This window comes from Streptococcus respiraculi (assembly GCF_003595525.1).
GTDB lineage: Bacteria > Bacillota > Bacilli > Lactobacillales > Streptococcaceae > Streptococcus > Streptococcus respiraculi.
Genome location: NZ_CP022680.1, coordinates 1,931,298 through 1,946,215, shown reverse-complemented (window position 1 = coordinate 1,946,215; position 14,918 = coordinate 1,931,298). Strand labels below are relative to the sequence as shown.

Below are 14,918 nucleotides of genomic sequence, written 5' to 3'. Positions count from 1 at the left end.
TACTTGACGCTTCTAGCTGCTTGCGCTATAATAATAACAAGATTTTCATTGATTTAAATCAAACCTGTTGTGATTTAAGTGAATGAAATCGTCATTCACCATGCTGTTTGCTGAGCTTGACTCCGGGCAGTGTGGCTATTTTTTTGCATTGAATGTATGACTTGAAAGAGTATGAGGAAAACTGATGAACATTGAAGAACTATCCTACCAAGAAGTAGAATCTCACAACCACGTGGTTTTGTTTGAACCACAAATACCGCAAAATACAGGGAATATCGCCCGGACCTGTGCAGCAACCAACAGTCCGCTTCATATTATCAAGCCCATGGGCTTTCCCATTGATGACCGCAAGATGAAACGGGCAGGTCTGGATTATTGGGATAAGCTCGATGTCCGTTTTTATGATAGCTTGGACGACTTCATGGCTCAGGTCGGAGAAGGCAAGGTGCATCTGATTTCTAAGTTTGCGGAAAAGACCTATTCAGACGAAGCCTACGATGACGGTTGCCACCATTACTTTATTTTTGGGCGTGAAGACAAGGGACTGCCAGAAGATTTTATGCGACGTCATCCCGAAAAAGCGTTGCGAATTCCGATGAATGACGAGCATGTCCGTAGCTTAAATGTCTCAAATACTGTCTGCATGATTATTTACGAAGCCCTACGCCAGCAGTCATTTGCAGGGTTAGAGCTAGTCCACCAGTATGAGGCTGATAAGCTGAAATAAGATGGGTAAATTGCTCACTTTCATAGCAGTGTACCTTTGTCAATGATGTGAGACCAAACTATTATTTTTAGAAACCATGATATGCTATTCTATCTCCAAGGAGCTAGCTCCTTGGAGAAATTTTCTTGTTTCAATAGGGGATTTCCAACCTAGGCTCTGCATGGGGAGTCTGTTAGAGGTGTAGAGGTATCGTTTCATCTGCCTGATGAGGTCATCGTAGGAGTAGAATCGCAAGTGTTGGTAAAAGCGTCTGTTATCGTTTCTGTGGCTGCGTTCCACTTTGCCGTTGTGTCTAGGTGTTCGCGGTCGAATGAGCTTGTGCACTATGCCCAGCTCTTTACAAAGCACATCCAAGGGGTGAATCTGCTTGGTTTCCTTGAAGTGAGTAAACTCAAATCCATTGTCGGTCTGAATAATTTGTGGCTTGTAGCGAAAGTGTTTGATGGCCATTTTGACAAACTGGACAGTGGAGTAAGAGGACTGTTCCTTGAAGGGATAGATAAATCGCTCTCTGCTTGCTTCGTCAATGACAGTGTACTGGTAAAATTTTTCAGGCATCGTGCCAGTGTAACAGTGCTTAGGGACGTACTTCACGTCCATTTGCCACTTGATTCCTAATTTCGTGGGTGTATCATAGGGTTTAGGAACATAGGCCTCTTTCTTGGTTTCAACCGCCTTGAAGAATCCCATTTTTCTCAAGACCCGAAAGAGAGAGCAAGGGTGTCTGTCGTATCCCTTGTTGGCTCTTAGCTTGTAGAAAATCTCGATGAGGGTTGCATTTGGATTTCTGCGGATACAGTTTTTAATCCACCTGATTTCTTGCTCAGTATGAGCTTTGGGGTGAGTTTTGTGTGGTCTGTGGGACTTATCTTTGAGAGAGTCCTTGGTTCCGTCAAATCGCTTATTCCAGCGCATGAGAGAGGCTTTTGAGACCTTATACCGCCTGCAGATGAAGGCGACAGAAGCCCCACCACGATACGTTTTCACCGCGTGGTAACGTGTGTCGAGCGTATGTGGCAAATAACGAAGGTTTTGTGGTATACTAGTCATGAGAAGATTCCTTTATGAGAAGTGTGGTTACTTTTATCATATCAGGTTTCTTCTTTTTTGTACTCAGGTCTCACATCTATTGTAAGGTAACAGGGTAAATTGCTCACTTTCATAGCAGAGACTTGCATGAGCAGGTCTTTTTTGGTATCATGAATAATGGTTAGTGTAAATATTCACTAACCATAGTTGTTCAATTTGTATTTATTACGTTGTTAACAGAACTTACCTAATGTTACAGTTAGATTTGTGATTCGTTACTGAGTATAAAATGAAAATGGAATAGCTATAAGAGTCTTCGGGGCAGGGTGCAATTCCCTACCGGCGGTGATAGTCCGCGAGCGCAAGCTGATGTGGTGCAATTCCACAACCGACAGTTATAGTCTGGATGGGAGAAGACGGAAAAAGATTGATTTGCAGCTGAGAACAGGGGGTGTATTCCAAGTGTTTTCCCATGTGGAGGTGTGCGATGACATCAATTTCCCACTTCTCTAATTTGTTAAAAATTGGAGGAAGAAGATGACAAATACACGTAAAATGGCTTGGATTGCCATTCTCTCAGCAGTTTCTTTTCTGCTCATGTACCTAAAATTTCCCTTGATTCCGGCAGCGAGTTTCTTGGAAATTGATTTTTCGATTGTTCCTATTTTAATCGGAATGTTAATGTTAGACCTAGGAGCAGCTTTTAGCATTCTCTTTTTGCGGACGGTTCTCAAGTTTTTATTAAACAATAATGGTCCGTCAACAGTGATTGGCTTGCCGATGAATATTGCAGCCCTCGCCGTCTTTATGCTGGCTCTGTATCTGATTTGGAGCAAGAAACAGACGCTTAAAACCTATTTCATTGGGTCTTTTGTGGGGACAATTGGTATGACCTTTGTGATGCTGGCTTTAAACTATGTTTATGCCATCCCAGTCTATGCAACTTTTGCGAATTTTGATATTAGACAGATTCTAGGGGTGAACAATTATTTGTTCGGTATGGTATTGCCTTTTAATCTCTTAGAAGGCGTGATTTTCTCACTCGTCTTTTATGTGATGTATCGTGCAGGTCGACCGATTTTAAAGAAACTATAAAAATCAGATTATACTGCTTGTATGAAAAATAGACAAATTTACTTTCGAAATGCTTCGTTTGCAGCCCTCTTCTTTGTCATTTTAGGATATATGGTAAAATTTTATCCTCAGCAATTGGTGGGCTTTGATAGCAACATTCAAACAGCCCTTCGTGGGGATTTTCCTGCGCTTGCAACGCTTTTTTGGACGACGATTACCCTACTTGGGAATGTGACGGTTCTCTTACCTATTTGTTTGGTTGTGGCATTTTTTTGCTACCAGAAGAAGTGGAAGATTGAAAGCTACTTTATCCTCTTTAGTTTTGTGGTGATGGGAGGCGTATCGACAGCCCTGAAATATGTCTACCAACGCCCAAGACCTCGTATCGAGTGGCTGATTCACACGACCGGCTATTCCTTTCCCAGCTGGCATGCCGCCTCTACCTTGATGATAGCAGGTGTCATGGTCATTTTGATTCAGCAACACATGAAGTCCTCTCCTATGAGGCGTTTGGTGCAGGTAGGATTGGTAGTTCTTGCCATGCTGGTAGGAATTTCACGAATTTACGTTGGGGTCCATTATCCAACAGATATTATCGGTGGTTGGTTACTAGCCACGGTCCTCTTACATCTCCTTTTCCCATTCTATGACCGCCTGCGGTTTCAATGGAGATTTCAAGGAAGACAGAAATAAGAATAGGAGAAACTGGATTCAATCCAGCTTCTCCTATTCTTATTTTGTCTTTACAGGTTGGTTATCTGCCTGTTCCAGAGCAGATTGAATAGTTTGAGCAAAAAGTGTTGCTCCACCTGTTGCAAGATTGAAATGAACAAGGTCTGTATTAGTCCAAATGTGTGGATTCTCTTTGGAGACCTGATACCAGTCTGCGATACTGATATAATCGTAATTCTTGGCTAATTGACGTTCGTACTGCCCAATTTGGTAAGTTAGAGCTTGTTCTGAAGCATGATTGCCGTCATAAGGTGTAACAAAAATCAAACGATGACCTTTTGGAAAGTTTTCAATAAACTCATTCAATAATTCTTGATAGTTTTCGCTCGTATTTGTTCCAAGTGCAATGACGACGTTTTCTTTTAAAGAATGACTCTTTTGATAAAGTTGTACAAGGTTATCTGCTTCGGATAGATTGCGACTAATAGCTCCATCCAAGTGGGCAGTAGGTAAGAGTGTTTGGATTCCCTCACTAGCTCGCACACTGACGGAATCACCGATGATAGTTGTCCCTTTTTCGACATTGTAATTCGTCGCTTGTGCATTTTCAGCTGCAGAACGGGTGGCAGTCATTTGGCGTTCCGCCTGATATAAATTATTTACTAGTGATTCTCGCTCAAAATTTCCTAAGCGTGGCGCAAAGAGGCTAATTCCGATGGTAGCGATAATCAGAGTAGCTGCAGTAGTCCAAATCCATTTTGCATAAGGTTTGAGATCCATCTCAAGTCCCAGTAATTTACCCGTTCTTCCAGCCAGATAGGGCTCGATGAGATAGAAGGAAAGAGTCGCAAAGACCGTAGAGAAGATAATGGTAAAAAGGACAGCTAAGGTATGGTTGAGTAACTGTGAAAAGATGGTGTAAAGTGGCCAGTGGAAGAGGTAAATTCCGTAGGAAATATTCGAGAAAAAGAGTAAAATAGCGGGTTCTTGAATGTTTTCTGTCTTTTCATGTAGGACGCGGGCGCCATAAATCATGACAGCTGTTGCTATGCTTGACAAGAGAAAACCAAAAAGATAGGTCCAGATGCTGTCAAATTTAAAAAAGAAAAGGAGAAGAAGTTCAACGACCAAGCCACCTGCAATGACAGCTAGGGTTTGTTTTACGTCCCATTTGGCCATCACTTTTTTAAACGGTCGAGTTAGGGTTTTCAAACCAGTCAAGCTAGCAAGCATACTTCCTAAGAAGAATGGAAAGATATGGGTCCATGTTGCAAAATAAATGGTTGAGAAACTCTTGACAAAGAAACTCGAGACGAACATAGTAAGAAAACTGATGAGAAAGAAACCGCTAGAGGTAAGAAAGACTGTTCCGCGGAGCTGACCAAGCGTTTTTATTCGTCTCGTTATGCCCCAGATGACCAATGCCCAGAGGATATAAAAATGCACTTCAATGGCAAGGCTCCAAGTGTGGAGAAAAAGGTGTGGTGTAAATTGATTTTCGTAAGAATTGCCTGACAGGATTTCAAAGAAGTTGGTCATGAACCCGAGTGCCGCCATGATTTGACGACCGATCCCAGCGATAAAATCATTACGGACTAGCAGGGCAAGCGGTGTCGTAACCAGTAGTGTCAAGACAACAGGTGGGAAAATCCGATAAAAACGCCGATTGAAAAACCGCTTGAAATCAATGGCTTGATGTGTGGCATATTCATCTAAAAACAAGGCGGTTGTCAGATAGCCAGATAGGGTGAAAAAGAGGTCTACTCCGACAAATCCACCGGGGAAAACCGCGATGTAGAAGTGATAGAGCAGGACAAAGAGCATTCCTAGTACTCGTATTGTTGAAAACCATTTAATTCTCATGTTGATAAATTCCTTGTTTGAATGTTCCTTCGTAGACGACTTTTGCTTCGGTGGTCAGTTTTCCCTTGCCGTCAGCAATCCCATTTTTAAATTCCCCTTCATAGGTCCAGCCACTAGTAGAGGTAAAGGTTCCCTTACCGTTAAAAATTCCATTTTGAAACTGGCCCTCATACTTGTCACCATTTTCAAAGGTTAGGCTCCCTTGACCAGACATTTTATTGGCAGTGACAGTACCATGGTAGGTCATTTTTCCATTATCTAGGCTCAGCGTCTGCTTGATTGGAATGCGACCGAGAAAGACGGATAGGGCGCAGACAACCATCAAGCCGATACAGGCTTTTTCGATAGTGGAACGTGTCAGGTAGGTTTTGAGATCTTTTAAGTTAATCGTTTGCAGATAATGAATTAATTTGTTCATCTTTTTCTCTTTTCTTGTAGTCCCTTTCATTTTATCATTTTTCCAGGGGGATGACAAAGATAGTTTCCTTAAAAATGGAAAGACTATAATAGACGATTTTTCCAGATAAGACAGCCCTCAGTGACCAGGCGATAGGTTTCTTCGAAGTCACCTGTATACCAAGGATCTGGCACGCTTTCTTCAGCAAAAGGATAGATTTTAGTATGGAGTCTGCTAGGCAACATCTTCTTCAAATCAGCCACATTCTGGCTATCCATGCCGATGATATAATCACATTCTTCAGCTGTCTCAAGGTTCATTTTCTGCGATGTTTTGCGGGGATTATAGGGAATCTGGTATTGCTGCAATATCTGCTGGGTACCTCGATGAATGGGATTGCCATGCTCCCACGAGGACGTTGCCCGACTTTCTACGATTAACTGGTCCGTTAGTCCTTTCATGACAAATTCAGCCATGGGACTACGACAGATATTTCCAAGACAAACAAAGACGACTTTTTTCATACGGTTCTCCTTATATCTTCTTCCCTACTATTATATCCTAATTTTGAGTAAAATGACCTTCTCATTTTATGTGAATGTTGAAACTTTTCTCATAAAATCCTAAAAACTTGCAATTTCCACCGCCTTTATTTATAATGATTATAAATAAGAGAAAGAAGGTAGCCCTTTATGATGAACAAATTTTATCAATCACCAGCAGAGATTGCGAGCTTTGCAAAAACTCAAGCAGAACCAGAAACAAAAGCACTTTTGAATCAGGCAGTTGCTGACTTGTCAGTTGCTCATTCCATTCTCCACCAAGTACACTGGTATATGCGTGGACGTGGCTTTCTTGTATGGCATCCAAAAATGGATGAGTACATGGAAGAATTGGACAGCTATCTTGACGAGATGAGCGAGCGCTTGATTACCTTGGGTGGAGCACCATTTTCTACCTTGAAAGAATTTAGTGATAATAGTCAATTAAAAGAAGTACCGGGTGATTATAGCTTGTCAATGGACGTGCAATTGGGTCGTGTCGTAGAAGTTTTTCGCTACCTTGTTGGCTTGTTCCAACAAGGGCTTGATGTGACCGATGTAGAAGGAGATGATGTGACAAATGATATTTTCAACGGAGCAAAAGCAAGTCTTGAAAAACACATCTGGATGCTTCAGGCTGAGCTAGGTCAAGCACCGGGCTTGTAATAGCGTCGTCTAGTCTCAGTTCTATCTGTGACGTAGTACCAAATGAAAACAGAAAGACGATATAATCTCTATCAACAATAAAATTCTGAAAAAGGCTGGGCAACCAGCCTTTTTCTTTGTCCTTTTGGATAGCCTAATCCATAGTCAGACTAAAACAGGAGACCGATAGTCTAGGGAACTCAGATTCACTGAAAAATGTCAGGCTGAGAAGCTCATCATGATTTGTCTCAACCCTTTTTACATGCCTCTAAATATGACATTTGTCATTTCTTCTAGTGACAAACCTATCTAGTGAGGGAAAGGGAGAAGGAGTATACTAGCAATAAAGAGAAAAGGAGCATATTATGAAACAGTGGATTGTAAAAGTGCTTGCCCTAACCCTTGCAGGAGTTGCTACTTATCACTTTGTAGGGCGACAATTTGAAGGAGGTTTCCCGTGGGCAGTCTATGCGGTTCTAGGATTTGGTATTGGTGTCTTAGGACAGGTGAGTCGGTTTATCGATAAACTCATAAAGGTACAAAAGGAGGTTCGCAGATGAGCATAATTGAAGTCAAAAACATGTCAAAAACGATAAAGGAAAAGCAGATTTTGCGAGATATTTCCTTTGAGATTGGTGAGGGTGAGTGTGTCGCTCTTATTGGGCCAAACGGTGCTGGAAAGACGACATTGCTATCTTGCTTATTGGGAGATTGGTTTGTGACAAGTGGTAGCATTTACATTCAGGGACGTCAGGTAGCAGATCTAGCTTTGAAAAAGGTAGTCGGTATTTTGCCACAGGAAAATGCTGTTCCGACCGATCTCAGGGTCAGCGAATTGATAGCCTTTTTTCAGGAAATTTATCCAAATTCCTTGTCGAATCAGGAAATTGATGCCCTATTACATTTTTCTCCTGAGCAGAAACAGCAGCTAGCTGAGAAATTATCTGGCGGTCAGAAGCGTTTATTGTCCTTTGTATTAGTCTTAATTGGTCGTCCGTCCATTCTCTTTTTAGATGAGCCAACAACGGCTATGGATACCTCAACCCGCCAGCGTTTCTGGGAAATTGTCCGTGACTTAAAAGAAAAGGGGGTGACCATTGTGTATTCTTCGCATTATATCGAAGAAGTTGAGCATACAGCAGACCGTATTTTAGTTTTACACCAAGGACAGCTTTTGCGGGATACGACTCCTTTTAAAATGCGCTCTGAGGAGCGGGAAAAGCAATTCACTATTCCAAAAGAGTATCGAGCGGTGGTGGAATCGTGGGAGAATGTCTATGGTATGGAAGAAAGTCATGATCGACTCCGTTTTATGACCAAGGAAGCAGATGTGGTCTGGAAAGCGCTACAGAAAGCCAACTGCCCAATCATGGAGATTGAAATGACCAATAAAACTCTACTCAATACCCTATTTGATACGACCAAGGAGGAAGCATAATGAAAGCTCTATTAAGAATTGAATACCTCTTAACCAAACGAAATGCCTTTGGCTTTATTATGGGAATTGGCATGCCTGTCCTCTTTTTCCTCTTGTTTTCTTCTATGTTTGACTCATCCTATGAAAATGCAGCAGCGTTGACGAGAAATTATTTGCTGACGATGACGGCTTTTAGCATGAGTAGTTTTGGATTATTTAGCTTTCCTAGTATGCTGGAAGAGGATGTGAGAAATCGTTGGCTTTTGCAGATTCAGCATTCTCCCGTCCCCCTTTCCCAGTATTACCTTGCCAAAGTGCTAAACGTTTTTGTTTCGTTTATTCTTTCCATTATTATCAATTTTACAGTTGGCTTTGTGTTTCGAGGGGTGACAATGACAGGAGGAGAGTGGTTTGTGTCTGCTATCCTACTCTTAGCAACGAGTGTGGTCTATCTGGCTATTGGTCTAGCCCTAACCTTGATTGATAATAAGCAGACGATGACGGTATTGGGCAATATTTTTTACTTCATATTGGCTATTTTTGGTGGTAGTTGGATGCCCTATGAAGCTCTTCCTGACTGGATGCAGTCGGTGGCTCATTTTACCCCATCTTACTATGCCAATCAACTAGTCCTACGCTATATCAAAGATCATCATCTGCAAGTCACCTCTTTACTAATGGTCTTGCTGTATACTATAATAATAGCAGGTCTAGCCTTAGTGCTAAAAAAGAAACAGGAAGTGAGATAAGGTGAGATTACTGCATAAGTTCAAACAAATCCATATCATGTACTATGTATCCTTACTGTACTTGGTTTTTCCCTTTTATTATTCGCTAAGCGGTGGCTATCCATTTTATATCTTTTGGTTGACGATTTTGTTTATTGTTGCTTATCTTGGTATTGTGATGATGGAACATCCGCTAGTAGTCAACCTCTTTTGGCTCTATCTCTGCTTTTATGTGGTTTTCGTTACCTTTAATGGAAGCCCCAATATTTCTATGTTCAATTTTTTCCTATCGAATATTTTGGTCTGGCGTTTTGGGGACGATAAGCTGATAGGGTTTCGCTATATGAGCTTTTATCTTGTATTGCTCGTCACCCTCTACCCTGTTCTGGCTGATACAGATGTTACCACACAAATTTTTCTCTTAATTATGGATATGGTCTGCCTAGGGATGTTGTATGCCATGAGGCAGATCATCAAGCAAACAAAGATTGAACAGGAATTAACAGCAAAAAATGCCTCTATCAACCTGCTTTTAGCAGAAAATGAACGCAATCGGATTGGGCAAGACTTACACGATACCTTGGGGCATGTCTTTGCCATGCTGAGTGTCAAGAGTGAGTTAGCCTTGACCCTTATGGAACATGGGGCCTATGAAAAGGCACAAAAAGAAGTACAGGACTTGCGGGATATTGCCAAAAATTCGATGCAGGAAGTCAGAGAGATTGTCCAAGCCGTAAAAGTACACAGTCTTGAAGAAGAATTGCAGATTTTAGGAAATATGCTTGAGCTGGCAGGAATTGACTTAACCATTGAGAAAGAAGAACTAATAATCGGTCGAGAACAAGAAGCTGCTTTGACCATGGCCCTGCGTGAATTGGGGAATAACCTTATCAAGCACAGTCAAGCAAGCAGTTGTCGCATTCAGTTGAGTGAAAAAGACGGCTGGGTGCGAGTTTTAGTAGAAGATAACGGGATTGGCTTTGAGCAGGTGACGGGTGAGGAGTTGCACTCCATTCGTGACCGGATCATTCGCTACCAAGGTAGGGTAGAGATTGTTTCTCTAAAACAGCCGACACAGATTCAGCTAGAGATTCCGAAAGGAGACAAAGATGAACATACTCGTTGCTGAAGACCAAAGCATGTTGCGGGACGCCCTCTGTCAGCTCTTGGAATTACAGGACGGTATAGCCCAAGTATTTCCAGCGAGAAATGGCTTAGAAGCGCAAGCTATTTTACAAAAGGAAAAGGTAGATGTTGCCATTTTAGACATTGAAATGCCTGAGATGACGGGTCTCGATGTCCTTGAATGGGCAAAAGAGGAGCTCCCGAGCTTAAAAGTGATTATGGTGACGACCTTTAAACGGCCGGGCTATTTTGAACGTGCAATTCGAGCAGATGTGGATGCCTATGTCTTGAAAGAACGGAGCATTGCTGAATTGATGCGGACCATTGAACGCGTGCTCCAAAGACAAAAAGAGTACTCGCCAGAGCTCATGGAGAGTTTTTTCACCATGAAAAATCCCCTGACCAAACAGGAACAAATCCTACTCCAAAAAGTCGCACAAGGCCTATCCAACAAAGAAATTGCCGACCAAATGTACCTTTCAAACGGAACCATTCGCAACTACATGACCACCATCCTCAGCAAATTAGGTGCCGAAAACCGCACCGAAGCCGCCAACACCGCCAAAGAAAATGGGTGGTTGTAGCAGTCTAGTAGACTGCTACAAGTTGGAAATAACGGAACCGTAGGGTTCTGTCCATGCAGTCTAGTAGACTGCTACAAGCTGGAAATAAAAGAACCGTAGCTTCTGTCAATGCAGCTGGGAGCTTATTGGAGGTGGGAGATAAAGAAAAAGGCTACTGCATTTTTGTCACTGCTCTCCAGATATAGTTTGACGTTTGCAGCCAATGCCTCGTATGAGGGCTTTTCGTGATTCGAAACACTTAGTGAACTAGGTGTTTTTTTGTTGAACAAAAAGGTGAAAAGATATTAGCTATGATTATCTTTCTTCTTGCTTGAAGTGCTTCTTGATTAGCGAGTTATAAAGGAACGAGATGTTGCTTTCCTAGTCTTTTTGCGCTCTTTTTGGTATAATAAAGGACGGAAAAGACAGAATCCTTGTATTACATTGTGCTGAGGATTGTGCCAGAAAAGGCCATGTTCGAATGAGTGAGGAGTGGTATGCCAAATTATTTGTCGGTGTCGTCGTTGACGAAGTACTTGAAGTTGAAGTTTGATCGAGATCCGTATTTAGAACGGGTTTATTTGACGGGTCAAGTCTCCAATTTTCGTAAGCGTCCGAGTCACCAGTATTTTTCGCTCAAGGATGAAAAAGCAGTGATTCAGGCGACGGTTTGGGCTGGAGTTTACAAGTCTTTAGGCTTTGAACTCGAAGAGGGGATGAAGGTCAATGTCATCGGACGGATTCAGATTTATGAGCCGAGTGGCAGTTACTCTATTATCATCGAAAAGGCTGAGCCAGACGGGATTGGGGCACTTGCGATTCAGTTTGAGCAGTTGAAAAAGAAATTGGGGGACGAGGGGCTTTTTCAGGATCGATTTAAACAGCCCTTGCCACAATTTGCGCAAAAAATTGGCGTGGTGACAAGCCCTAGTGGTGCGGTCATTCGTGATATTATCACAACAGTTAGCAGGCGTTTTCCGGGTCGAGAAGTCGTGCTCTATCCGACCAAGGTGCAGGGAGACGGTGCGGCACTTGAAATTGCACAAAATATCCGTCGTGCGAATGAGCGAGAAGATCTTGACGTGCTGATTATCGGTCGTGGAGGTGGCTCTATTGAGGATTTGTGGGCCTTTAATGAGGAAGAGGTGGTCCGCGCAATTTTTGAATCACGGATTCCAATTATTTCCAGTGTCGGGCACGAGACAGATACAACGCTAGCAGATTTTGTGGCAGACAGACGGGCAGCAACACCGACAGCTGCGGCAGAATTAGCAACACCTGTAACGAAATTAGATGTGCTGGCTCATCTCAAACAACAGGAAAATCGGATGAGTAAAGCTGTAGGCAATCGTCTGGTTTATCACCGTGAACGCTTAGAGAAGTTGACCCATTCCGTGATTTTTAGACAACCAGAACGGCTCTACGATGCTTATTTACAAAAATTAGACCAGCTGCAGTTGCGCATGAAACAATCCATTTCCGGATATAGAAATGAAGGGCAAAAACGTGCTCAGGTCTTGGAGCAGCGCTTACTTGCTTATTCGCCACTTCAAAAAATTGCCCTGTATCAAGAAAAGGTAGCCCAGCAAAAACGCCTGTTGCGCAACAACACCACAGTGATTTACGATCATAAGGTCGCTGAAGTCAAGCGCTTAGCAAATAGTCTCTTGCTACTCGATACCAGCCGTATTGTAGCGCGGGGCTATGCGATTGTGGAGCAAAATGGACAGGTGATTGACAGTATTCACAAGGTTCAAACAGAAGAAAATGTGACCATTCAGCTACGAGACGGTCACTTAGAAGTTGAGGTAAAAGATGTCAAAACAAAAGAAATTTGAGGAAAATTTAGCAGACTTGGAGCAGATTGTGCAACGCCTAGAGAGTGGTGATGTGGCTCTAGAAGATGCAATTGCCGAGTTTCAAAAGGGGATGAAACTTTCAAAAGAACTCCAAGAAACTCTCAATAAGGCAGAAAAGACCTTGGTCAAGGTCATGCAAGCAGACGGAACAGAAACGGACATGGAATGAAGCAAGTGGAACGATTGAATTGGATTGAGAACGTCTTTTTAGAGTTTTACGGTGAAAATCCTGTCGCGCCTCGTTTGGTCGAGACCATTCTCTACTCCATTCGAGCGGGTGGCAAGCGCCTGCGTCCACTCCTTTTGTTAGAGCTTTTGGAGGGATTTGGTGTCACTCTGATAGAAGCTCACGTTCAGGTGGCGGCTGCCCTTGAGATGATTCACACGGGTAGCTTGATTCACGATGATTTGCCTGCCATGGATAACGATGATTACCGCCGTGGTCAACTGACCAGCCATAAGAAATTTGGGGAGGACATGGCTATTTTGGCGGGAGATAGCCTCTTTCTGGATTCCTATGCCCTGGTGGCAATGGCAGAGCTTCCTAGCCAGATTCGGGTGGAATTGATAGCTGCCTTGTCTAAAGCTGCTGGAACTTTTGGTATGGTTGGCGGACAAGTGCTGGATATGGAAGGCGAAAAACGCAGTTTGAACCTTTCTGAATTGCAAACGATTCATGCCCATAAAACAGGAAAGCTCCTCGCCTATCCCTTTGTAGCAGCAGGAGTAATGGTTGAAGCAGACAGTACTGTTCAGGAAATCTTGCAAGAAACGGGTGAATGGCTCGGTCTTGCTTTTCAAGTGCGAGATGATATTTTAGATGTAACGGCTAGCTTTGAGGAAATCGGAAAAACACCCAATAAAGATCTTGTAGCAGACAAGTCCACCTATCCTGCCCTGCTTGGTTTAGAAGAAGCCAAAGCCTATTTAGCGATGAGCTTGGATAAGGTAGACGAGGGACTTGCAGCCTTGGAAGAACAATCCGCTTTTCAGGCAGACAAGATTCGAGAAATAGTAGAAAGTTTACGATTACATGGCTAAGGAAAGAGTAGATGTGTTGGCCTACAAGCAAGGCCTCTTTGATACACGAGAGCAGGCTAAGCGCGGCGTTATGGCAGGCCTAGTGGTTTCTGTCGTGAATGGCGAGCGCTATGATAAGCCGGGTGAAAAAATTGATGAGAACACCGAATTAAAATTAAAGGGTGAAAAGTTGAAATACGTCAGTCGTGGCGGTTTAAAACTGGAGAAGGCTCTTCAGGTATTTGACTTGTCTGTTGAAGGGAAAACGACCCTCGATATCGGGGCTTCAACAGGTGGATTTACCGATGTCATGCTGCAAAATGGGGCTGATTTGGTCTATGCAGTAGACGTTGGTACCAATCAATTAGCTTGGAAAATTCGTCAAGATGAGCGTGTGGTCAGCATGGAGCAGTTCAATTTCCGCTATGCGACCCCAAGTGATTTTGAACGAACACCGCAGTTTGCCAGTATCGATGTTAGCTTTATCTCGCTGAGTCTGATTTTGCCAGCTTTATCAAGCATTTTAGCAGATGAGGGAGAGGTTGTTGCCTTGATCAAGCCACAATTTGAGGCAGGTCGTGAGCAGATTGGCAAGAACGGTATCATTAAAGACAAGGCTGTTCATCGGATGGTCTTGGAAAAGGTAACTGCTTTTGCGGTGGAAGCAGGATTTACGGTCAAGTCGCTTGATTTTTCACCCATTCAAGGTGGGCATGGCAATGTGGAATTTTTAAGCTATTTGAAAAAGGAAAGTTCAGCTGAAAATCAAGTTGCAGCTGCTATTGAAACCATTGTAGAGCAAGCGCATAAGGAATTTAAGGATGAGTAAAAAAGAACGCTTAGAGAAAATTAGAAAATTTGTAACGGATTTTGAGATTGGTAGGCAGGAAGAAATTGTCGAGCATCTTCGGAAGTCTGGCTTGACGGCAACTCAGGCAACGGTTTCCCGAGACATCAAGGAATTAGGGATTGTGAAAACACCGTTGAAAGACAATAGTTATATTTATGAGCTACCAAAAACCAAGAGTGCGGGTCTAAAGTTGGTTGAAAAAAATGTCTTGTCATCTGAAATTTTGGACAATATGCTGAATTTAAAGTTGGTGCCAGGAAGCACAGCCTTTGTGAAGAATCAGATTGTTGAGGCTTTTTCAGAGGTTATTTTTAGCATTGTTTCAGATGATGATACGATTTTGATGATTGTACGGGATAAGGATAAGGCACCAGAGGTCTTAGAAACGATAAAAAATTGGTAGGTTG

Annotated in this window: 17 protein-coding genes, 1 pseudogene and 1 riboswitch; of the genes and pseudogenes, 14 read left to right on the top strand and 4 right to left on the bottom strand. The window is 42.7% G+C overall.

The features are described from left to right. The first annotated feature begins 184 nt into the window (after window positions 1-184). Window positions 185-727: a tRNA (cytidine(34)-2'-O)-methyltransferase gene (locus CHF41_RS09375; RefSeq protein WP_119877025.1), complete on the top strand. Its 543-nt coding sequence runs from the start codon at window positions 185-187 to the stop codon at window positions 725-727. 84 nt (window positions 728-811) lie between these two features. On the opposite strand, the gene CHF41_RS09370 is transcribed toward CHF41_RS09375, so the two are convergent. Further along, entirely contained in the window at window positions 812-1,777 is a 966-nt protein-coding gene (locus CHF41_RS09370; RefSeq protein ID WP_119875892.1) for a DDE-type integrase/transposase/recombinase, read from the bottom strand. A 287-nt stretch (window positions 1,778-2,064) separates the two neighbouring features. Beyond that, a riboswitch (FMN riboswitch) is annotated at window positions 2,065-2,178 on the top strand. Between the two features lie 106 nt (window positions 2,179-2,284). On the opposite strand from CHF41_RS09370, the pseudogene CHF41_RS09365 reads away from it, so the two are divergent. Together CHF41_RS09365 and CHF41_RS09360 are read left to right on the top strand one after the other, a co-directional pair. Then, window positions 2,285-2,851, top strand: a pseudogene (locus CHF41_RS09365) (ECF transporter S component); the annotation flags it as partial. A gap of 21 nt (window positions 2,852-2,872) precedes the next feature. Beyond that, window positions 2,873-3,523 (top strand): phosphatase PAP2 family protein, encoded by a 651-nt coding sequence (locus tag CHF41_RS09360; protein WP_119877023.1) that lies wholly within the window; start codon window positions 2,873-2,875, stop codon window positions 3,521-3,523. A gap of 39 nt (window positions 3,524-3,562) precedes the next feature. Here CHF41_RS09360 and CHF41_RS09355 read toward each other — a convergent pair whose 3' ends face one another. From CHF41_RS09355 to CHF41_RS09345, 3 genes are all read right to left on the bottom strand, one after another. Beyond that, window positions 3,563-5,365 carry an acyltransferase family protein gene (locus CHF41_RS09355; protein WP_119877022.1) on the bottom strand — a complete coding sequence of 601 codons (1,803 nt, stop codon included), beginning with the start codon at window positions 5,363-5,365 and terminating at the stop codon, window positions 3,563-3,565. Continuing rightward, window positions 5,355-5,783 carry an MORN repeat-containing protein gene (locus CHF41_RS09350; protein WP_119877181.1) on the bottom strand — a complete coding sequence of 143 codons (429 nt, stop codon included), beginning with the start codon at window positions 5,781-5,783 and terminating at the stop codon, window positions 5,355-5,357. Before CHF41_RS09350 ends, CHF41_RS09355 begins: the two co-directional genes overlap by 11 nt. Before the next feature lie 83 nt (window positions 5,784-5,866). Next, the gene (locus tag CHF41_RS09345) at window positions 5,867-6,286 is read right to left on the bottom strand and encodes a low molecular weight protein-tyrosine-phosphatase (RefSeq protein WP_119877021.1); all 420 of its coding nucleotides are present in this window, start codon (window positions 6,284-6,286) and stop codon (window positions 5,867-5,869) included. 171 nt (window positions 6,287-6,457) lie between these two features. Between CHF41_RS09345 and CHF41_RS09340 the strand changes: the two genes are divergently transcribed. The 11 genes from CHF41_RS09340 (at window position 6,458) to CHF41_RS09290 (ending at window position 14,914) form a co-directional block, all read left to right on the top strand. Next, window positions 6,458-6,970, top strand: coding sequence for a Dps family protein (locus CHF41_RS09340; RefSeq protein ID WP_420852863.1), 513 nt, complete (start codon window positions 6,458-6,460; stop codon window positions 6,968-6,970). Between the two features lie 344 nt (window positions 6,971-7,314). After that, entirely contained in the window at window positions 7,315-7,509 is a 195-nt protein-coding gene (locus CHF41_RS09335) for a hypothetical protein (protein ID WP_119877019.1), read from the top strand. Further along, the gene (locus tag CHF41_RS09330; protein ID WP_119877018.1) at window positions 7,506-8,387 is read left to right on the top strand and encodes an ABC transporter ATP-binding protein; all 882 of its coding nucleotides are present in this window, start codon (window positions 7,506-7,508) and stop codon (window positions 8,385-8,387) included. The genes CHF41_RS09335 and CHF41_RS09330 overlap by 4 nt, the downstream gene beginning before the upstream one ends. Further along, window positions 8,387-9,115 carry an ABC transporter permease gene (locus tag CHF41_RS09325; protein ID WP_119877017.1) on the top strand — a complete coding sequence of 243 codons (729 nt, stop codon included), beginning with the start codon at window positions 8,387-8,389 and terminating at the stop codon, window positions 9,113-9,115. Before CHF41_RS09330 ends, CHF41_RS09325 begins: the two co-directional genes overlap by 1 nt. Window position 9,116: 1 nt before the next feature. Then, the gene (locus CHF41_RS09320; protein ID WP_162911945.1) at window positions 9,117-10,223 is read left to right on the top strand and encodes a sensor histidine kinase; all 1,107 of its coding nucleotides are present in this window, start codon (window positions 9,117-9,119) and stop codon (window positions 10,221-10,223) included. Further along, window positions 10,204-10,803, top strand: a complete 600-nt coding sequence (locus tag CHF41_RS09315; protein WP_119877015.1) for a response regulator transcription factor — start codon at window positions 10,204-10,206, stop codon at window positions 10,801-10,803. The genes CHF41_RS09320 and CHF41_RS09315 overlap by 20 nt, the downstream gene beginning before the upstream one ends. Window positions 10,804-11,279: 476 nt before the next feature. Next, window positions 11,280-12,620: an exodeoxyribonuclease VII large subunit gene (gene xseA, locus CHF41_RS09310; protein WP_119877014.1), complete on the top strand. Its 1,341-nt coding sequence runs from the start codon at window positions 11,280-11,282 to the stop codon at window positions 12,618-12,620. After that, window positions 12,598-12,810: an exodeoxyribonuclease VII small subunit gene (locus CHF41_RS09305; RefSeq protein ID WP_119877013.1), complete on the top strand. Its 213-nt coding sequence runs from the start codon at window positions 12,598-12,600 to the stop codon at window positions 12,808-12,810. The genes xseA and CHF41_RS09305 overlap by 23 nt, the downstream gene beginning before the upstream one ends. Then, the gene (locus CHF41_RS09300) at window positions 12,807-13,682 is read left to right on the top strand and encodes a polyprenyl synthetase family protein (protein WP_119877012.1); all 876 of its coding nucleotides are present in this window, start codon (window positions 12,807-12,809) and stop codon (window positions 13,680-13,682) included. Before CHF41_RS09305 ends, CHF41_RS09300 begins: the two co-directional genes overlap by 4 nt. Further along, window positions 13,675-14,490: a TlyA family RNA methyltransferase gene (locus CHF41_RS09295; protein WP_119877011.1), complete on the top strand. Its 816-nt coding sequence runs from the start codon at window positions 13,675-13,677 to the stop codon at window positions 14,488-14,490. The genes CHF41_RS09300 and CHF41_RS09295 overlap by 8 nt, the downstream gene beginning before the upstream one ends. Next, complete coding sequence (locus CHF41_RS09290) at window positions 14,483-14,914, top strand: arginine repressor (protein WP_119877010.1); 432 nt, start codon at window positions 14,483-14,485, stop codon at window positions 14,912-14,914. The genes CHF41_RS09295 and CHF41_RS09290 overlap by 8 nt, the downstream gene beginning before the upstream one ends. Window positions 14,915-14,918 lie beyond the last annotated feature (4 nt).